Source organism: Bacillus kexueae (genome assembly GCF_022809095.1).
GTDB classification, from domain to species: domain Bacteria; phylum Bacillota; class Bacilli; order Bacillales; family Aeribacillaceae; genus Bacillus_BZ; species Bacillus_BZ kexueae.
Genome location: NZ_JALAZE010000002.1, coordinates 513,739 through 533,547, shown reverse-complemented (window position 1 = coordinate 533,547; position 19,809 = coordinate 513,739). Strand labels below are relative to the sequence as shown.

The window sequence follows — 19,809 nt, the reverse complement described above, 5'->3', positions numbered from 1 at the left end:
TAAGAGGTTGTAGATGCAATCGATTAACGCTTTAATTTTTCGTAATAAAGGCCTACCAACTGCAAAGCAGACGAGGATACAGCACGCTTCCCTTCAATAATTTCAGTTTCTAATTTAGGAACAAGTTCCTTAACCTCCGGATCGTTATAAAAATGGCGCTCTATGTGTTCTTTAATCATCGCATGTAACCACTCTAGTTGCTGTGTTTTTCTCCGCTTTTGAAATACCCCATTATTATTCGTTGTTTGAATGAAGGTCTGGATGACGTTCCATATTGAATCAATACCGGTTTCTTTTATGCTCGATGCGGTGACCGCTTTTGTTTCCCAGCCTTCGGTATATGAGCGTAATACATGTAACATCATGTTCATTTCTTCTTTTACTTTTTCGGCCTTCTCTACATTGTCTCCATCCGCTTTATGAATAACGACAAGGTCAGGAAGTTCCATAATTCCTTTTTTCATCGCTTGAAGTTCGTCCCCTGCACCTGTCAAAAGGATGAGCAAAAAGAAGTCGACCATACTTCGAACGACGTATTCACTTTGACCAACGCCAACCGTTTCCACCAGAATCACATCATACCCTGCCGCTTCACACAGCAATATCGTTTCACGCGTTTTTCTACTCACGCCTCCTAATGTTCCACCAGAAGGAGATGGTCGAATAAAAGCATGCACATCTCGAGATAAGCGTTCCATTCTCGTTTTATCTCCTAAAATGCTACCTTTGGAAACATTGCTTGACGGGTCTACTGCTAAGACAGCAACTTTCAATCCCAATCCAGTTAGAAAAGACCCAAATGTATCGATAAAAGTGCTTTTTCCAGCACCCGGAACACCCGTAATACCGATTCGAATCGATTGCTTTTGATGAGGAAGAACAGCTTCAATTAATTGCTGTGCTCTCTCAAAGTGACGAATTGAATTACTTTCAACGAGTGTAATCGCTTGAGCAAGCGTGACTCGATCTCCATTTAAAACCCCTTGAACCAATTCTTCAATCGATTTCTCTTTTCGTTTTTTCACCATTATTGAGGCACTTCCTCATATCCAAGACGCTCGTACACGATATCTAAAATTTTCATCGCTGCTGTTGGGATAACAGTTCCCGGGCCGAAGATTGCATCCGCTCCATTCTCCTCTAAGAAGGAATAGTCTTGCGGAGGAATAACACCCCCGATTATAACAACGATATCTTCACGCCCTAACTTCTTCAACTCTTGAACTAGCTCTGGTAATAATGTTTTGTGACCACCAGCTAATGAACTCATTCCAACGATATGGACATCGTTTTCAACCGCTTGTTGAGCTGTTTCTTGAGGAGTTTGAAATAGCGGACCAATATCAACATCAAATCCTAAATCAGCATACGCTGTCGCCACAACCTTCGCCCCACGATCATGGCCATCTTGTCCCATTTTCGCCACTAAAATTCTCGGGCGACGCCCTTCTAATTCATAAAACTCATCTGTCCGCTTACGTACCGCTTCAATTTCCTCTTCATTCGAATATTCAGAACCGTAAACACCACTTACTGAACGAATGACCGCACGGTGTCTTTTTGAAACTTTTTCAATGGCAGATGATATTTCTCCTAAAGTAGCTCGGCATCTCGCAGCTTCTACCGATAATTCAAGTAAGTTCCCTTTCCCTGTTTGTGTAGCTTCTGTAATGGCTTGAAGTGCGTTTTGGACTTTTTCTTCATCGCGATGCTGTTTTAACTCTTCAATTCGAGCGATTTGCTTTTTGCGTACTTCTGTGTTATCAATGCTTAAAATATCTATTGGTTCCTCTTGATCCAAACGGAATTTATTGACTCCGATAATGGACTCTGCACCTGAATCAATCCGTGCTTGCCTTCTTGCCGCCGCTTCTTCGATGCGCATTTTAGGTAATCCTGTTTCAATGGCTTTTGCCATTCCACCAAGACTTTCTACCTCTTCAATATGCTTTGTCGCTCTTTTGATTAATTCATCAGTTAAAGATTCTACATAATATGAACCCGCCCAAGGATCAATCACACGACATATTTCCGTTTCTTCTTGTAAATACAATTGAGTATTTCGTGCAATACGAGCAGAAAAGTCAGTCGGAAGCGCTATCGCTTCATCTAGTGCATTGGTGTGAAGTGATTGAGTGTGCCCCATCGCAGCTGCATGCGCTTCTATACAAGTTCGAACAACATTATTAAACGGATCTTGTTCCGTTAAACTCCATCCGGATGTTTGTGAATGTGTACGAAGAGCAAGCGATTTAGGGTTATTCGGATTGAATTGCTTTACGATGTTTGCCCACATAAATCTTGCTGCTCTCATTTTTGCTACTTCCATGAAGTAGTTCATTCCAATTGCCCAGAAGAAGGATAGACGTGGCGCAAATTGGTCAATCGATAACCCAGCATCTAATCCCGTTCGAATATACTCAAGACCATCTGCGAGTGTATAGGCTAATTCTAAATCAGCAGGCGCTCCTGCTTCTTGCATATGGTACCCTGAAATACTAATGCTGTTGAACTTTGGCATATTCTTAGCTGTATAGGCAAAAATATCACCAATTATTCGCATAGATGTTTCAGGCGGATAGATGTACGTATTTCGCACCATATATTCTTTTAAAATATCATTTTGTATAGTTCCAGATAATTGTTCTTTTTTTACTCCTTGTTCTTCAGCAGTAACAATATAAAAGGCCATTACCGGTAAGACCGCTCCATTCATCGTCATCGATACGGACATCTTATCAAGCGGAATACCATCGAATAAGATTTTCATGTCGAGAATGGAATCAATTGCTACACCCGCTTTTCCAACATCTCCTACAACTCGAGGGTGATCGGAGTCATAACCTCTGTGCGTGGCTAAATCAAAGGCAACGGACAATCCTTTTTGTCCCATTTCCAAATTTCTTCGATAAAATGCATTGCTTTCTTCTGCCGTTGAAAACCCTGCATACTGCCTAATTGTCCATGGACGACTTGTATACATCGTTGCATATGGACCTCTAACATAGGGCGGGATGCCTGGATAAGTATGGAGATGAGAGAGAGATTTCGTGTCTTCTGCAGTGTACAATCCTTTAACATGAATGGCTTCATTCGTTAAGAAAGTATCTACTTCTGGAGTCGATACTGTCTGCCCTGTCTTCAATAATGGAACTTTATCGAAATCTATTTTTCTCATTCGTTCTCCACCCCCAATAGTTGATGCATCTCTTCCAGTAATTGAAGAACATTCACACCAGAATATACGAACTGATCAACCGGCCAATCACGATTTCCTTCACTTTCTTTCCCTACTACCCATAGCCATCCTTTCTGTTTTAGACGATTTATTTCACCAATAGATAGTTCTTTATAATCATCAGATGCTCCGCATAAAATGATTACTTGTTCCGTTATTCTGTCATGTAATTCATATTCGTTTACAACAACGCCACCCGTCGCCATAACCCCTTTAACGAAATCTAGACGAGGTTTATAATCTTTTAGCTTTCCAACTGTCACAACAGCCACTTGAGGGAATGATCCATTTTGATTCTTATAAGATTGCGCTCTTTTTCGTAAATGTTCAAACGGTTCCGCCCACCTTTTTTTGATAACGGGACGAGTTTTTTGCTCTTGTTTTTCAAATGATTTCTGTAGGGGTTGAACAGAACCACTATTCGCATTCATGGCGCTATAACATTCTTCAATCGTCGACACAGTAATCCATGTATCACGTCGCTCTCGTTTTTCATCTAGCAAATGGTCGTCAATATTGGCATAGATGTTCGTTCCAATTAATAATTGTTGACGATTTTTAAGGTCGCTTACTTTTTCTTCGTATGTCTTATCAATTTCACCTTGAATCGTTCCTTTTAAAAACTGAGCAATAAAGCCTCCTTCTTTTTCATAACGCTGAATATTTTCCCACACTTTTTCGGTTACTTGTTCCGTTAACGATTCAACAAAGTATGATCCCCCCGCAGGGTCTTGTACTTTATGAAGAAAACTCTCCTCTTGTAGGATAAAGTGTATATTACGAGCAATTCGCTCTCCAAGCTCGCTTGTATGCATGACATTATCGAACGGTACGATCGTTAAATAATCTACCCCTCCAATTACGGCTGCGAAAGCTTCGTTTGTTGTCCGCAATAAATTGACATGCGTATCTAACTGAGACTTATTCCAGTTTGATGTTTGCGCATGTAAATGAATGTTCCTGTTCTCTTCTTTTGCGCCATAGGCAGCTGCAATGGAATTCCAAATTGTTTTAGCTGCTCGAAGTTTAGCAATTTCCATAAAAAAGTCGGAGCTAACGGAAAATGAAAACTGGAAGTATGGTACTAGTTCATCAATTGAGAACCCTTTATCCGTAAGCGCTTCCAACAATTCGATACTTTGCAAGAAAGCATACGTTAATTCTTGTATCGCATGAGCACCCGCTTCATGAAATTCGGCCCCACGTACTAAAATCAACTGAATGTGTAATTGACTTTCTCTCGCCCATGTTATTGATGATTCAATAAAAGATACTGCCTCTTCAAATGTAGAATCATCTTTTCCATATTCAATCATTTCATAAAATGGATCGATCGCAATGGAACCTTTTATACTAGATGGCGCTATTCCTTTTCTTTCACAATAACTCATAAGCAATGGTAAAAATGCACGATTTGTAGTTGCATCAATGAAAAAAGTACACATTGTAACATCGATATTGTGAAAGATCACTTCTAATTGATCGACATGGGTAACTTCATCTACAGAAAAATGTAGCGAATTTTGCCCACGTTTAATTGCTTGTAACAATTGGCGATTTAACTCTTCAGGAGTGTCCCCAATCACTAATTGAGCAATGTTCCAGCCCTTCTTCCGATTAGAGAAATCACGAAGTGCCAAGTTAGCTTGAGAATCATTAGCATCATATAATGGCTTAATAACTAGCCCTTCATATGTTTTTGAAAAAATATTCTCAATCGGCTTCCCCTTTAACTGTGCTTCCGCTGCTTTTAACCAATCCTCGTATGTTACAGATTGGAATTGAGCATTATTTGACATGACCGCGCTTTCTTCTATTAAGAAGAAGCTTCCCCCTTTCAAATCATCAAATTTTCAAAGCCCCAAAGTTGTCCATAAAATCATTTTTCAATGCCCGATCTTCGAATTATTACAATAGTTAAGATAAATATTTTTGAAAAAACAAAAATATTTAACTATTTTTTATTTTATTATAGATTGAGCGGTCGTTCAATGACGTTCGCGTAATTATTGAATTGAAGAAAGGTGTTAAGATGCGAAAGGCTGACGCTGTCCGTACGAACGGTCTAGTTTCGGCTTCTAGCGATAAGGAGTATCTCCTTTTCTCAGTGCGTGGAGTCCTCCCGTTCAAACGACGTTAGGTAATCGCCGACACTTTTCTAGCAGCCTTCCGCTTCAGTTTCTAATCAAATTAGCAGCAATGTATAAAAAAACCAAAAATAAAAAGGAGCAACCAAGAGGCTACTCCTATTTTTATTAATATACAGATGTATTTTCTTTTGTTGTGTTTTCTAAAATTTCCTTCACACGTTGTAAGAAACGGCCACAAACTAATCCGTCTAATACGCGGTGATCTAATGACATACATAAGTTCACCATGTCACGAACAGCAATCATTCCATTATCCATTACTACAGGACGTTTTACAATGGATTCAACCTGTAAAATTGCAGCTTGAGGATAGTTAATGATTCCCATTGATTGAACTGATCCGAATGAACCTGTGTTATTTACAGTGAACGTTCCACCTTGCATTTCGTCAGATTTTAATGTTCCTGTACGTACTTTATGTGCAAGTTCAGAAATTTCACGCGCAATGCCCTTAATCGTTTTTTCATCCGCATTTTTGATTACTGGAACAAATAAAGCATCGTCTGTCGCTACGGCGATTGAGATATTGATGTCCTTCTTCTGAACAATTTTATCTCCTGCCCACATTGAGTTAATCATTGGGAACTCTTTTAATGCTTGAGCAACAGCTTTAACGAAGAACGCGAAGAATGTTAAGTTAAATCCTTCCTTCTTCTTAAACTCACCCTTAATTGAGTTGCGGTACTCTACAAGGTTTGTTACATCCACTTCCATCATTGTCCAAGCATGCGGAGCTTCATGTTTACTACGTAACATGTTAGCTGCAATCGCTTTACGTACACCAGACACAGGAATTTCAACATCTCCAGGGTATACAGGTACGTTAGGCGCCGGAGCCGCTTGCTTAGCAGGTTGAGCTTGAGGTGATGCTGCTTGTGGTGCAGCTTCAACTGCAGATGCTGCTGCAGGCTTATCGCTAGCTTTCGGAATGTTTCCGGACTCAACTAGAGCTAAGATATCTTTACGCGTAATACGTCCACCTTTACCAGACCCTTCTACTTGCGATAAATCGATATCATGCTCTTGAGCTAATTTTAATACTGCTGGAGAGAAGCGACCTTTATTCGCTGGGTCTTTCGCTACTGCTGCCTTTTTCGGTGCAGCTTCTTGTTTAGCAGTTTCTTCAACTTTCTCCTCTTTTACTTCTTCAGCTGGTGCTGCTTCAGAAGAACTTCCGCCTTCTACTTCAATTGTACAAATAACCTCGCCAACTGCTAATGTTTGTCCTTCTTGAGCCACTAACTCTTTAATGACTCCTGTGAAAGAAGAAGGTACTTCTGCATTTACTTTGTCTGTCATTACTTCTGCAATTGGGTCGTATTTATTTACTTTATCCCCTGGTGAGACGAGCCATTTCTCAATTGTACCTTCCGTTACACTCTCACCTAGCTGAGGCATCGTCATTTTTTCTAGTGCCACTTAGAATTACCTCCTTGTCGCTATCCATTCGTTCGAATTAAAATTCCGCTAATTCACGCATCGCTTTTTCAACTTTATCTGGGTTTACCATGAAGAATTTCTCCATAGTCGGAGCGTATGGCATCGCCGGTACATCAGGTCCAGCTAGACGCTTAATCGGTGCATCTAAATCGAATAAGCAGTTTTCAGCAATGATCGCCGATACTTCACCCATTACGCTTCCTTCTTTATTATCCTCTGTAACAAGAAGTACTTTACCTGTTTTTTGAGCCGCTTCAATAATTGCTTCTTTATCAAGTGGATAAATTGTACGTAAGTCTAAAATGTGAGCGGAAATTCCGTCTTTTGCTAAACGCTCTGCCGCTTGTAAAGCGAAGTGAACACATAATCCGTAAGTGATAACCGTGATGTCTTCACCTTCACGTTTTACATCCGCTTTGCCAATTGGTAATGTGTAATCATCTTCAGGTACTTCTCCTTTAATTAAGCGGTAAGCACGCTTATGTTCGAAGAATAGCACCGGATCTTCGTCACGAATTGCAGCTTTTAAAAGTCCTTTCACATCATAAGGTGTTGAAGGCATAACAATCTTTAATCCTGGTTGATTTGCAAACACTGCTTCAACGGATTGAGAGTGATAAAGCGCTCCGTGTACTCCCCCACCATAAGGTGCACGAATTGTAATTGGACAAGTCCAATCGTTATTCGAACGGTAACGGATACGAGCTGCTTCTGAAATGATTTGGTTTACAGCCGGCATGATAAAGTCCGCAAACTGCATTTCAGCTACTGGACGCATTCCGTACATTGCCGCTCCAATACCTACGCCGGCAATTGCAGATTCAGCAAGTGGTGTATCTAGCACTCGCGCTTCACCAAATTGCTCATACAATCCGTGTGTCGCTTTGAATACCCCACCTTTTTTACCTACGTCTTCACCAAGTACAAATACTTTCTCATCACGTTCCATTTCTTCACGAAGTGCCATCGTTACGGCATCAATATAAGAAATTACTGGCATTCAAATTCCCCCTTACTCAGCGTAAACATGTTTAAGTGCATGTTCAGGATCTGCATACGGAGCATTTTCCGCATAGTCAGTTGCTTCGTTTACGATTTTCATTACTTTGTCTAAGATTTCTTTTTCCTTCTCTTCTGTCATGACTCCTACTTCTTTCAAGTAAGTAGCAAATTTAATAATCGGATCATTTTTCTTCGCTTCTGCTACTTCTTCTTGCTCACGGTAGCTGCGATCATCATCGTCAGAAGAGTGTGGAGTTAAACGATAAGATACAGTTTCAATTAATGTCGGACCTTCACCACGAATTCCGCGCTCTCTTGCTTCTTTTACAACTTTATATACTTCTAATGGATCGTTTCCATCAACTGTGTATCCAGGCATACCATAACCGATTGCACGATCAGATACATTTTCACAAGCAAGCTGCTTTTCAACAGGTACGGAAATTGCATATTTATTGTTTTCACACATGAAGATAACAGGTAGCTTATGAACTCCAGCGAAGTTCGCTCCTTCGTGGAAGTCTCCTTGGTTTGAAGACCCTTCACCGAATGTTACAAATGTACATAATTCTTTATTTTCCATCTTTCCTGCTAACGCAATACCAACTGCATGTGGAACCTGTGTTGTAACTGGAGAAGAACCTGTTACGATACGATTTTCCTTTTGACCAAAGTGACCTGGCATTTGACGTCCACCAGAGTTTGGATCTTCTGCTTTCGCAAATCCTGATAACATAAGGTCTTTTGCAGTCATACCGAACGTTAATACTACACCCATATCACGGTAGTACGGTAATACATAATCCTTTTCACGGTCTAAAGCAAATGCTGCTCCAACCTGTGCTGCTTCTTGTCCTTGACAAGAAATAACGAAAGGAATTTTACCTGAACGGTTTAGTAGCCACATACGCTCATCAACTTTACGAGCTAGTAGCATTGTTTCATACATTTCTAATACTTTATCATCTGTTAACCCTAATGCTTTATGACGATTTTCAGCCATATGAAAACCTCCTTAATTCAGTAATTAGCTATGAATCGCTTTGCCATCCACTGCAAGAGCAGCTTCACCAATAGCTTCAGATAATGTTGGATGTGGATGAATAGTATGTCCGATTTCCCAAGGAGTCGCATCTAAAACTTTCGCAAGTCCTGCTTCAGAAATCATATCAGTCACATGAGGACCAATCATATGCACACCTAGTAAATCATCTGTATCTTTGTCAGCAATAATTTTAACAAAGCCGTCAGACTCACCAAATACTAAAGCTTTACCAATTGCACGGAATTGGAACTTACCAGTTTTAACATTAAAGCCCTTTTCCTTCGCTTGCTCCTCAGTTAAACCGACACTTGCTGTTTCTGGGCTAGAGTAAACACATTTAGATACATTGTCATAGTTAATTGGATCAGGATTTTCTCCCGCGATGTGTTCAACTGCTACAATCCCTTCATGAGATGCAACGTGAGCTAATTGTAAACCACCGATAACATCGCCAATTGCGTAAATATGAGATTCTTTTGTTTGGAAGTATTCGTTTGTCACGATGAAACCTTTTTCGATTTCAATATCCGTGTTTTCTAATCCAATACCTTCCACATTCGCTTGACGACCAACAGAAACTAAAATCTTATCAGCAGTAAACGATTTCTGCTCACCTTTATGTTCTGCACTAATTGTCACACCTTCACCTTTTTGTAACGTTTCAGGGAGAACTTTAGCACTTGTCACGATGTTTACGCCACGTTTTTTCATTAAGCGTTCCATTTCGCGTGAAATATCTTTGTCTTCAGTCGGTAAGATGCGATCTGCATATTCAAGTACCGTAACTTCTACGCCGAAATCGTGTAGCATGGACGCCCACTCGATTCCAATTACGCCTCCACCAACAATAATGATGGATTTTGGTAAGGATTCCATTTGCAACGCTTCATCCGAAGTCATAACAAACTCGCCATCAATATCTAAACCAGGTAATGTACGAGGACGAGAGCCTGTTGCAATAATTACGTTTTTCGGAATTAGCATTTCATTTTCTTCACCGTTGTTCATTTCAACAGAAATTGTACCAGGCATTGGAGAGAAAATAGAAGGTCCTAAAATACGACCAGTTCCTTCATATACGTCAATCTTTCCTTTTTTCATTAAGCCTTGTACACCTTGATGAAGCTGACTAATAATTTTATTTTTACGTTCTTGAACTTTCAAGAAGTTAAGCTTTACATCTGACGTTTCAACGCCAAAATCTTCACTATGCTTCGTTTGCGCATAAACTTCCGCACTGCGAAGTAGCGCTTTACTTGGAATACATCCTGCATGAAGGCATGTACCACCAAGTTTTGCTTTTTCTACGACTGCTGTTTTTAACCCTAATTGAGAAGCACGAATAGCTGCTACGTAACCACCCGTACCACCACCTAATATGACTAAATCATATTCAGTTGCCATGTCTTTAACTCCTTTCTTAGTTCAGAACTTTTGCTTTTACGCCACCAGGATAAACTTTTGCTTCTTCTTCTCCTCGAAGGACACGAAGAGCACCTTCTGCAAGAGCTTGTAATTCATTTTCGCCTGGGTAGACAACAACATCGGCAATCCAGTCGATATGAGATGAAATTTCTTGTACAAACTCTTTTCCGTATGCAAGACCGCCAGTTAAAACGATTGCGTCGACTTTTCCTTTTAGCACTGCACTAGCTGCACCAATTTCTTTTGCAATTTGATACGCCATTGCATCATAAACTAATTTCGCGTTTTCATCGCCGTTTTCAATCATTTTTTCTACTGTCACTGCATCATTTGTTCCTAAGTAGCCTACTAGTCCACCTTGTCCAACTAGCTTTTTCATGATTTCCTCACGGTAGTATTCTCCAGAATAGCACATTTCAACCAAAGAACCTGCTGGGACAGTTCCTGCACGTTCTGGACTGAATGGACCATCTCCATGAAGACCATTATTTACGTCAATGACACGTCCATCCTTATGGGCACCAACTGTAATTCCTCCACCCATGTGTGTGACAATTAAGTTCATTTCTTCATATTTCTTGTTGTACTGAGCTGCGACTTTACGAGCAACTGCTTTTTGATTCAGTGCATGGAAAATACTTACGCGCTCAATTCCAGCAACTCCAGAAATTTTGGCAACCTCTTGCATCTCATCAACAACTACAGGGTCTACGATAAAGGATGGGATATTTAATCCTGTCGCGATTTCGTAAGCAAGAATACCACCTAAGTTAGAAGCATGCTGACCTGCAAAACCAACACGTAAGTCTTCTAGCATTGCGTCATTTACTTCATATGTTCCACCTTCAATTGGACGAAGTAATCCACCACGACCACAAACAGCACTTAATTTCGAAACGTTAATACCTTCTGCATCTAACGTCTCTAAGATCATTTGCTTACGGAATTCGTATTGATCGATAATTGTTTCAAATGAGTTAATTTTATCTGAATCATGGCGAATCGTTTTTTCAAATACAGAACGTTCACCGTCAAACACACCGATTTTCGTTGAGGTTGACCCAGGGTTGATGACAAGAATTCTAAATTCTTTCTCTTGCACGATGATGACCTCCGTTTATAAACATGTTTTGAAGTAGTAACTTCAAAACATGAAGTTACTACTTCTTATTTACTCTTTCGTTTATCATTAACGACCGCGACGACGGCTTAAGATGCTTTGACCGTTTTGTAAGAATTGGCTACGAGATTTACGCATTGTTTCAATACGCTCTTCTGCTAAGCGGTCTGCTGCAACATATGAAGGGATGTTATCACGCTTAGCGATTTCGAATACACGCTCAATGTTGTTGTAGATTTGTTCTACACGCTTCATTGCACGCTCACGGTTGTATCCGTATAATTCGTCTGCAACGTTGATAACGCCACCTGCGTTAATTACATAGTCAGGCGCATAAACGATACCCATTTCTGTAATAATGTCGCCGTGTTTCGCTTCACGGAGCTGGTTGTTTGCAGCCCCCGCAATTACTTTAGCTTTTAATTGAGGGATTGTTTCATCGTTGATAATTCCACCAAGTGCACATGGTGCGAAAATATCACAATCTACGCTGTAAATATCATTAATATCAACTGCTTTTGCACCAAACTCTTCAACTACGCGCTGAACAGCTTCTTTATTGATATCAGTTACGATTAATTTTGCACCTTCTTCATGTAAGTGACGGCATAAGTTGTAAGCAACGTTACCTACACCTTGAACTGCAATTACTTTACCTTCTAATGAATCTGTACCGAAAGCTTCTTTCGCAGCAGCTTTCATTCCGCGATATACTCCGTAAGCTGTTACTGGAGATGGGTTACCAGAAGAACCGAATGCAGGAGAGATTCCTGTTACATAATCAGTTTCTTCATAGATTAAGTCCATGTCAGCTACAGTTGTACCTACATCCTCAGCAGTAATGTAACGACCATTTAATCCTTGGATGAAGCGACCGAATGCACGGAACATTGCTTCGTTCTTATCTTTACGTGGATCACCGATGATAACTGTCTTACCTCCACCTAGGTTTAATCCAGCAGCAGCATTTTTATAAGTCATACCACGTGCTAAACGAAGCGCATCTTCAATTGCTGCTTCTTCAGAATCGTATGTCCACATACGAGTTCCACCAAGAGCAGGACCTAAAGTTGTATCATGAATTGCGATAATCGCTTTTAATCCAGATTCTTTATCTTGACAGAATACTAATTGCTCGTAGTCATAAGTTTCCATATACTTGAAAATTTCCATTATAGATTCCCCCTAAAATTATTTTGCAGAACAAATAGCTAAAGCTAATGAATACAATTTACTTTCAGCCGAATCTGCACGACTCGTTAAGACAATCGGTGCTTTTGCACCAGCAATGACAGCACCTACTTTTGCTTTCGCAAAGTAAATAAGTGATTTATAAAGGATATTTCCTGCTTCAATCACAGGTACTAATAATATATCCGCAGCACCGGCTACTTCACTCGTGATGCCCTTATGCTCTGCTGCTTTAATGGATACCGCGTTATCAAGGGCAAGTGGCCCATCAATAATACAATTCGGAATTTGACCTCTCGCATTCATTTGGGTTAATGCAGCCGCATCAAGTGTTGCTTGCATTTGTGGGTTTACGGTTTCAACAGCAGCAATCGGAGCAACTTTTGGCATTTCAATACCAATAGCGGTTGCAATTTCAACTGCATTGCTCACAATTTGTGCTTTTTGTTGTAAATCAGGTGCTATATTCATCGCAGCGTCCGTAACAATCATATAGCGATCGTACCCCGGAACTTCAAATACTGCGACATGAGATAATACTTTCCCCGTGCGAAGTCCAAATTCTTTATTTAAAACTGCTTTTAAAATCGTTGATGTTGGAACATTTCCTTTCATCACAACATCAGCTTCTTTTTGAGATACTGCTTTTACAGCCATTTCAGCAGACATTTGCTTAGAAGTTGTGTGCACAACTTTTACACCGTCTTGCTGAATGCTTTTTTCGCGTAATAGATGATGAATTTTTTCCTCATCACCAAATAATAAAAAGTTTGCTATACGCTTTTCTAGAGCAGCTTTAACTGCTTCAATTACTTCTTCATCTTCTGCTTGAGCAACTGCAACAGTTTTACCTTCTAATTGGGCTGCTTTCGTAAGCAAATCGTCTAACTTCATTCATGCCTCAACCCTTCCGAAGTATAGTTAGCATATTTTTTAGCACCCACTCATATTATTAGCAAGAAGTGTGCCAACTTCAATTTCGCTGAAAACGCTTTATTTTTAATTCTTTTCATATGCAATTTATTTCACACTACGCAAATTATTGCGTGTTACTTTTTGCAAGATTATACTTTTCCATTTTATAATATAAATTCCGTATGGAAATCCCTAGCATTTGTGCCGTTTTTGTTCGATTATAATCATTTTCTTCTAGAGCTCGTTTTATGACATCCGCTTCGAATTGATCGATCAAATCAGACAGTCGAGCAGTATTAGTATTAACAAAATCATTTATTTTCTTCACATTATTTTTCTCGTGAGCTCCTTCTAATTGAGGTAAGTGCTCTTTTTTTATAATCGTTTCATGGTGGTGCATAAAAATAATGGAGCGTCCTAATATATTTTCCAACTCCCTTACATTCCCTGGCCATTGATAACGCAAAAACACATCCATCGCTTCTTCACTAATCCCCTCTACGTTTCGACCATAGTCCTGATTAATTTTTCCAATCAAATAATTACATATTGCTGGAATGTCTTCTTTCCGCAGCCTTAATGGAGGAATCGAGATTGGGTAGCGATTGAGTCGATAATACAAATCTTCACGGAAATCTCCATCCGCCATGGCTTTTTCTAAATTCACATTTGTAGCTGCAATGATTCGAACATTGATTGGAATCGGCTTCGTTCCTCCAACCCGTACTATTTCTTTTTCTTGTAATACTCGCAATAATTTAGCTTGCATATGCGCCGAGAGCTCTCCTATTTCATCTAAAAAGATACTGCCATTATTGGCCTCTTCAAAATACCCTCGCTTCCCTCCACGTCTCGCTCCCGAAAACGCTCCTTCTTCATATCCGAACAATTCACTTTCCAACAACGATTCTGAAATCGCGGCACAATTTACGCGAATAAACTTATTAAATTTCCGATCACTCGCATTATGTATAGCATGGGCAAAAAGTTCTTTTCCCGTACCTGATTCACCTCTTAATAAAATCGTTGCAGGCGTTTTTGCTCCTAGTTTCGCTTGCTCGATCGCAACCTTCATTTCTTCACTTCCACCAATGATATCATCGAAGGAATACTTCGCTTCTAGCGTTCGAATAATTTGACGCGCCCGGTTCAATTCATTCGTGAGCGTTTGAATTTCGGACACATCATGAATAACCCCTACACTACCTTTTAGCTTTCCATCTACGATGATAGGAGCTACATTTACGATAACATCTTTTTTGTTAGGACCTACTTTCATCCGTACACCACGAACGGGTCTTCTTGTTTTCAAAACTTGCATATGCATACTTTCCCCTTCAGAAATATCAATTTCTGCGGGCTTTCCAATTACATCTTCCTCTGTTAATCCTGTCATACGTGTGTAAGCTCTATTAATTAACAATCCTCTTCCTTCCTCATCTACGACCGATATCGCTTCTTCCGAGGATTGAATCGTTGCTTTTAACATGGTTTGAATCTCTTTTAAGTTTGTAATTTCTTCTGCAAGTTGTTCCACTTCCGTTATGTCTTTAAATATAGATAAAGCTCCGTACAATTTTCCCTTATCATCCATGATTGGGATTCGCGTTGTAACAATGGAAACACCGTTATGTAAAAGGAGTTGCTGATTAACCTCAATCATACGGGTAGAAAGCACTTTCATTAATTGACTTGTCGGCATGACATCTTGAATGAATTGCCCTAGCACTTCCTTCCCTTTCATTCCTGTAACTTTTTCTGCTGTTTTATTAAACAGGAAAATTCGACCGTTTACATCAATGCCAATCATTCCATCATTAGTTGAGTTAAAAATCGTCTCTTGAATAAATGTTTTATGTTCTAATTTCTCGATTAACGTTTCCTTCTCATTCATTAACTGAGACATTATCATGGCGATTGTTCCAGGGATAATAACGACATGCTCGTGTCGTACGTTCATTAACTCCTTCGTAAGTAGATCATCCCCAGTCGCTTCAATGATGATGTCCATTTGTTCAGTAAGAATAGGCTTCCAATCTGTGCTGGTTAAAATGCCAAGCTCTTGCGCTAACTTCATCCCAGGGGCATCTGGATTTTTGTCAACAACTGCAACAATTTGCAGCATTTGGGCATTGTGTAAATTTTTTATAAGAGCAGTTCCTCCTCTTCCAGCTCCAATAATCATCACTTTTTGCATAGAAATTCCTCCTCCCCCCGAATTTTATGGAAATTCATGAAATTTTTTGCACTATTCACATTTCATCATACCACGTTTCAGGTAGTTGACAAATGGTTAAATAAGGTTAAAAATAAAGTGAAACGAAATTGTAGTTACTTTTTATAGGTCGTTTATAAGCGTTTACTAGCATTTAAGTGATACCTAATGAGTAGAAATTTTCATGAAGGGACTTTCGTCAAAATGGTGAGATTAATCGCATTGCTAATAATGATTATCCCCGGTGTCATTGCAGCATATGGCATAAAATTAATGAGGGATATGGTATTTGGTATCTTGCAGCCTCCATTCCCATTCCTTTGGTTGCAATTTTTGACTGGACTTTTATTTTTTCTAATAGGATTAGCATTTATTAGCGGTTTTATTTTGCATCGCGATCGAAAGCGAAACAAAGTACAATCTCGCTTCCAAAAAAAGAACTAGTCGGTTAGGAATCGACTAGTTCTTTTCTTATCCTATAGGCTTTTTCGACATCATCAGTAATAATCGCATCAACACCTAATTTCATAAGCCTTTTTAATTCATTTTCTTTATTCACCGTATAGGGGCGTACCGGCACTCCATTTTTCTTTGCTTGATTTACAATATCTTCTCTTTGTAAAGACTTGTAATGAGGGTGTAATCCTTCAACACCAATATTTGTACAGTACTTCCACGGTTCATAAAGCCATTCATTATACAGTATTGCCATCTCTATGTCTGGAAACGTTTTTTTCAGCTCCACCAAGCTATAATGATTAAAAGATGAAAGGACTGTATATGGCGTCCAATGATATTTCTTTATGAGGCGGGCAATCTTCTCCCCTATTCCCGGATAGGTTACTACGCTATTTTTCAATTCAATATTAAATATGAAAGGTCTGGATTTCCCTTTCACCCATTTAAAAACTTCATCTAATGTTGGAATCGGACATTGCCCTTTAAAAGCTGAAAATTTATATGAAGCGTCAATCATTTTCATCTCTTCAAACGTGTAATCCATTATCCAACCTGTTACATTCGTTGTTCGATCTAGCATTTCATCGTGGATGACCACTAATTCCCCATCTTTTGTCATTTGAACATCAAATTCTATGCCATCTGCTCCAGCTACATATGCCGCTTCAAAGGAGATCATCGTATTTTCTGGATAAACCTTACTCATCCCACGGTGAGCAATGATTTTTGTCATCTTAATCCTCTCTTCCAATAAAATAACCCAATAAATTTGTACAACTTATTGGGCAACAAACAGCAGATTATAAATTATTCCTCACGCTTTCAAGAAGCTTTATGCTCGAGACGTAATTTATCAGCAACCATTGCGATAAACTCTGAATTTGTCGGTTTTGCCTTTGACATACTGACGGTATATCCAAATAAATTCGAAATGGACTCAATATTCCCTCTGCTCCACGCAACTTCGATGGCATGACGAATGGCACGTTCAACTCGAGATGCAGTTGTGTTATATTTTTTAGCAATGTCTGGGTATAATACTTTCGTTATCGATCCCAGCAGTTCGATATCGTTATAAACCATTGAAATGGCTTCACGTAAATATTGGTATCCTTTAATGTGAGCCGGTACACCGATTTCATGAATAATACTTGTAATCATTGCGTCTAAATTCGTCGCCTTTTCTTCCGGCTTAGGTGCAGGGCGTTTAAGGATTGGTGAAGCTTTTCCACTTACTTGACGAATATGACTGGCTAAACTTTCCATGTCAAACGGCTTTAAAATAAAATAAGCAGCCCCTAAGTCGACCGCCTTCTTCGTCACATCTTCTTGACCAAAAGCAGTTAACATGATAACGTTCAATTGTTTTGGAATGTCTAATTCTCGCATCTTTTCTAGTACAGCAAGACCATCTAAATGAGGCATAATAATATCCAATAAGAGCACATCCGGTTTCTTTTCCGATAACAACTTTAAGCAATCTTGACCATTATGAGCTACTCCAACCACTTCCATATCATCAAGACTTGATAAATATTCTTCCAACAAGGCCACAAGCTCTTTATTATCATCAACAATACAAACTTTAATTTTTTTCACGCTTTATCCTCCCCATATAGGTATTCCCATATCAATAATAGCGTATGAATTGTCTAAAAGTAGTTTTCGACAATTCTCCATAGAATCCTCTTTATTTTTCAAAAAAACTGAAGAGTGACAATTTCCTTCAAAATTCTCCGTTTTTCTCATATATTCGACTTAAATGGTTTTTCACAATTCGATAAAAGGATATGTCGAAAAATCTTTAATTATTACCTATATTTTACCGAAGCTCTGACAATAAATAAAGGATAAGCGATAAAGGTGAACGATTTTACTCAACACTGGTCTGTGAATGCAAATCTTCATGAATGATTTTGACCTGAACAACAATTTTTTAGAAAAGCGCCCTAAAAAAGTAATAAGAAACATACATGATTTTACACTCACACCCCGGACATGAAAATTTATTCTCCCCGGGGTTTCCTTTCTACCATCTATCTATCATGATCGATTATTCAGCTCATAGGTAATTTTTATTTTCACAGAAAAAGCGCAAGTCCTTAGGCGAAGGGCGCTGGAGGACCCTCTAGGAGGCTTCCGTCGCCACAGCAGGGCCGAAGCGACCCGAGCTGATGGCGCTTGGAGCTAGACACCAAAAAAACTGTAAAGAGAATCCTTTAACACTTTATTGAACTTAAATTTCTGTAACAATCAAAAAACGAGCTAATATTTAGCTCGCTTCTTTTTGATCTTTCTTCTGATAAATATCAATTCCCGCATCTTGTAACATCCACTCAATGTGCACACCGTATCCAGAAGTTGGGTCGTTGACGAATACATGTGTTACTGCTCCTATTATCTTTCCATCTTGAATAATGGGACTACCACTCATTCCTTGAACAATACCACCCGTTTTCTCTAACAACTTTGAATCAGTTATTTTTATAACCATACCTTTTGTTGCAGGAAACTTTTGGTTAACCGTACTAACAATTTCAACATCATACGCTTCAACTTTATCCTTTTCCACAACGGTTAAAATCTTAGCTGGCCCTTTTTTCACTTCATGAGAAAGAGCGATAGGCAAAGGCTGATCCATTACACCATTTTGAAGTCCTTTCTCTAACTGCCCGAAAATCCCAAATGGAGTATTACGTGAGATGTTTCCAATAATTTCTTTGTTATCAGAAAATCTTGCTAATTTTTCACCTGGGCTTCCATTACTGCCTTTCTCTATAGAGGTGACAGTTGAGCGAACAATTTTTCCATCATGGACGACAATTGGCTTTTTTGTGTCCATATCTGAAATCACATGCCCCAATGCACCAAATTTTTTTGAATTTGGTTCGTAAAAAGTCATGGTTCCAATTCCTGCTGCAGAATCACGAATATATAGCCCAATTCTATACGATTGGTCATGCTCTGATTTAACAGGGGTCAAAGTAGTTTCAATTAATTGGTCGTTTCGTTTCACTACCAATTGTAGTGGACTACCTGTTTTTCCAGATTTCTCGATGAAAGGAGTTACATCATTCATCTTCTCAATTTTCGTACCGTTTATCTTTGTAATAATATCTCCGATTTGAATTCCAGCATTTTCTCCAGGTGATGCTTTCCCCTGGCTAGTTTCAATTTGATGAAATCCTACAACTAGTACACCTAATGTATTCAATTTCACTCCAATTGATTGGCCTCCAGGGACCACTTTCAAATCAGGTACAACATCGACGGAAACCTTCTTTAATGGGAATCCGTTAAAATCAAACACGACATCCCCTTGTCCATTTGATTGTCCTCGAATTTCTAGCTCATTTTCATCTTTACCAATTTTAAAAGCATTCGTGGTCTGGTCATGGATTTCTGAATTTACGGGTAATGCGTTAATTTTAACGTTTTGATGCTCAAAAACGGTAAGGTGTTTAGGCATTGATACATATTCATGAACAGGTTTGGCAAAACCTATACAAAGTAAAGAAACAAGGAGAATTGCACCAATTATTTTTCTTATTTGTAAACCTTTCATCTTTTCACTCTCCTCGCTCCCATCCACACCATATTTTTTATATG

General features: G+C 39.2%; 15 protein-coding genes. 1 reads left to right on the top strand and 14 read right to left on the bottom strand.

Going from position 1 to position 19,809, the window contains the following annotated elements; genetic code table 11:
- Positions 1 to 23: 23 nt before the first annotated feature.
- The 11 genes from meaB to ML543_RS06840 all read right to left on the bottom strand — a co-directional run bounded on the left by meaB (position 24) and on the right by ML543_RS06840 (position 15,723).
- A complete protein-coding gene (meaB, locus tag ML543_RS06890; protein WP_243386398.1) occupies positions 24 to 1,028 on the bottom strand; it encodes a methylmalonyl Co-A mutase-associated GTPase MeaB in 1,005 nt (334 codons plus the stop codon).
- Positions 1,028 to 3,178, bottom strand: coding sequence for a methylmalonyl-CoA mutase (gene scpA, locus ML543_RS06885; protein ID WP_243386397.1), 2,151 nt, complete (start codon positions 3,176 to 3,178; stop codon positions 1,028 to 1,030). The genes meaB and scpA overlap by 1 nt, the downstream gene beginning before the upstream one ends.
- Positions 3,175 to 5,037 (bottom strand): methylmalonyl-CoA mutase family protein, encoded by a 1,863-nt coding sequence (locus ML543_RS06880; protein WP_243386396.1) that lies wholly within the window; start codon positions 5,035 to 5,037, stop codon positions 3,175 to 3,177. The genes scpA and ML543_RS06880 overlap by 4 nt, the downstream gene beginning before the upstream one ends.
- A gap of 456 nt (positions 5,038 to 5,493) precedes the next feature.
- Complete coding sequence (locus ML543_RS06875) at positions 5,494 to 6,807, bottom strand: dihydrolipoamide acetyltransferase family protein (protein ID WP_243386395.1); 1,314 nt, start codon at positions 6,805 to 6,807, stop codon at positions 5,494 to 5,496.
- Between the two features lie 37 nt (positions 6,808 to 6,844).
- Positions 6,845 to 7,828, bottom strand: a complete 984-nt coding sequence (locus tag ML543_RS06870) for an alpha-ketoacid dehydrogenase subunit beta (protein ID WP_243386394.1) — start codon at positions 7,826 to 7,828, stop codon at positions 6,845 to 6,847.
- 12 nt (positions 7,829 to 7,840) lie between these two features.
- Positions 7,841 to 8,833 (bottom strand): thiamine pyrophosphate-dependent dehydrogenase E1 component subunit alpha, encoded by a 993-nt coding sequence (locus tag ML543_RS06865; protein ID WP_243386393.1) that lies wholly within the window; start codon positions 8,831 to 8,833, stop codon positions 7,841 to 7,843.
- Positions 8,834 to 8,857: 24 nt separating this feature from the next.
- Positions 8,858 to 10,279 carry a dihydrolipoyl dehydrogenase gene (gene lpdA, locus ML543_RS06860; RefSeq protein WP_243386392.1) on the bottom strand — a complete coding sequence of 474 codons (1,422 nt, stop codon included), beginning with the start codon at positions 10,277 to 10,279 and terminating at the stop codon, positions 8,858 to 8,860.
- 16 nt (positions 10,280 to 10,295) lie between these two features.
- Complete coding sequence (gene buk / locus ML543_RS06855; RefSeq protein WP_243386391.1) at positions 10,296 to 11,402, bottom strand: butyrate kinase; 1,107 nt, start codon at positions 11,400 to 11,402, stop codon at positions 10,296 to 10,298.
- Between the two features lie 87 nt (positions 11,403 to 11,489).
- Positions 11,490 to 12,593 carry a Leu/Phe/Val dehydrogenase gene (gene bcd, locus ML543_RS06850; RefSeq protein ID WP_243386390.1) on the bottom strand — a complete coding sequence of 368 codons (1,104 nt, stop codon included), beginning with the start codon at positions 12,591 to 12,593 and terminating at the stop codon, positions 11,490 to 11,492.
- 18 nt (positions 12,594 to 12,611) lie between these two features.
- Positions 12,612 to 13,505 carry a phosphate butyryltransferase gene (gene yqiS / locus ML543_RS06845; RefSeq protein WP_243386389.1) on the bottom strand — a complete coding sequence of 298 codons (894 nt, stop codon included), beginning with the start codon at positions 13,503 to 13,505 and terminating at the stop codon, positions 12,612 to 12,614.
- A 145-nt stretch (positions 13,506 to 13,650) separates the two neighbouring features.
- Positions 13,651 to 15,723, bottom strand: a complete 2,073-nt coding sequence (locus ML543_RS06840) for a sigma 54-interacting transcriptional regulator (RefSeq protein WP_243386388.1) — start codon at positions 15,721 to 15,723, stop codon at positions 13,651 to 13,653.
- 222 nt (positions 15,724 to 15,945) lie between these two features.
- Here ML543_RS06840 and ML543_RS06835 point away from each other — a divergent pair, with 222 nt between their 5' ends.
- On the top strand, positions 15,946 to 16,185 hold the full coding sequence (locus ML543_RS06835) for a DUF2627 domain-containing protein (RefSeq protein ID WP_243386570.1): 240 nt from the start codon (positions 15,946 to 15,948) through the stop codon (positions 16,183 to 16,185).
- A gap of 4 nt (positions 16,186 to 16,189) precedes the next feature.
- Here the strand turns inward: ML543_RS06835 and ML543_RS06830 are convergent, their stop codons facing one another.
- From ML543_RS06830 to spoIVB, 3 genes are all read right to left on the bottom strand, one after another.
- On the bottom strand, positions 16,190 to 16,933 hold the full coding sequence (locus ML543_RS06830) for a glycerophosphodiester phosphodiesterase (protein WP_243386387.1): 744 nt from the start codon (positions 16,931 to 16,933) through the stop codon (positions 16,190 to 16,192).
- Positions 16,934 to 17,022: 89 nt separating this feature from the next.
- The gene (gene spo0A, locus ML543_RS06825) at positions 17,023 to 17,799 is read right to left on the bottom strand and encodes a sporulation transcription factor Spo0A (protein ID WP_243386386.1); all 777 of its coding nucleotides are present in this window, start codon (positions 17,797 to 17,799) and stop codon (positions 17,023 to 17,025) included.
- A gap of 673 nt (positions 17,800 to 18,472) precedes the next feature.
- A complete protein-coding gene (gene spoIVB, locus ML543_RS06820; protein ID WP_243386385.1) occupies positions 18,473 to 19,765 on the bottom strand; it encodes a SpoIVB peptidase in 1,293 nt (430 codons plus the stop codon).
- Positions 19,766 to 19,809: the final 44 nt, after the last annotated feature.

Coding starts and splice junctions, on each gene's coding strand:
- meaB (WP_243386398.1), bottom strand. CDS start 1,028: ATGGTGAAAAAACGAAAAGAGAAATCGATTGAAGAATTGGTTCAAGGG.
- scpA (WP_243386397.1), bottom strand. CDS start 3,178: ATGAGAAAAATAGATTTCGATAAAGTTCCATTATTGAAGACAGGGCAG.
- ML543_RS06880 (WP_243386396.1), bottom strand. CDS start 5,037: ATGTCAAATAATGCTCAATTCCAATCTGTAACATACGAGGATTGGTTA.
- ML543_RS06870 (WP_243386394.1), bottom strand. CDS start 7,828: ATGCCAGTAATTTCTTATATTGATGCCGTAACGATGGCACTTCGTGAA.
- ML543_RS06865 (WP_243386393.1), bottom strand. CDS start 8,833: ATGGCTGAAAATCGTCATAAAGCATTAGGGTTAACAGATGATAAAGTA.
- lpdA (WP_243386392.1), bottom strand. CDS start 10,279: ATGGCAACTGAATATGATTTAGTCATATTAGGTGGTGGTACGGGTGGT.
- bcd (WP_243386390.1), bottom strand. CDS start 12,593: ATGGAAATTTTCAAGTATATGGAAACTTATGACTACGAGCAATTAGTA.
- yqiS (WP_243386389.1), bottom strand. CDS start 13,505: ATGAAGTTAGACGATTTGCTTACGAAAGCAGCCCAATTAGAAGGTAAA.
- ML543_RS06840 (WP_243386388.1), bottom strand. CDS start 15,723: ATGCAAAAAGTGATGATTATTGGAGCTGGAAGAGGAGGAACTGCTCTT.
- ML543_RS06835 (WP_243386570.1), top strand. CDS start 15,946: ATGGTGAGATTAATCGCATTGCTAATAATGATTATCCCCGGTGTCATT.
- ML543_RS06830 (WP_243386387.1), bottom strand. CDS start 16,933: ATGACAAAAATCATTGCTCACCGTGGGATGAGTAAGGTTTATCCAGAA.
- spoIVB (WP_243386385.1), bottom strand. CDS start 19,765: ATGAAAGGTTTACAAATAAGAAAAATAATTGGTGCAATTCTCCTTGTT.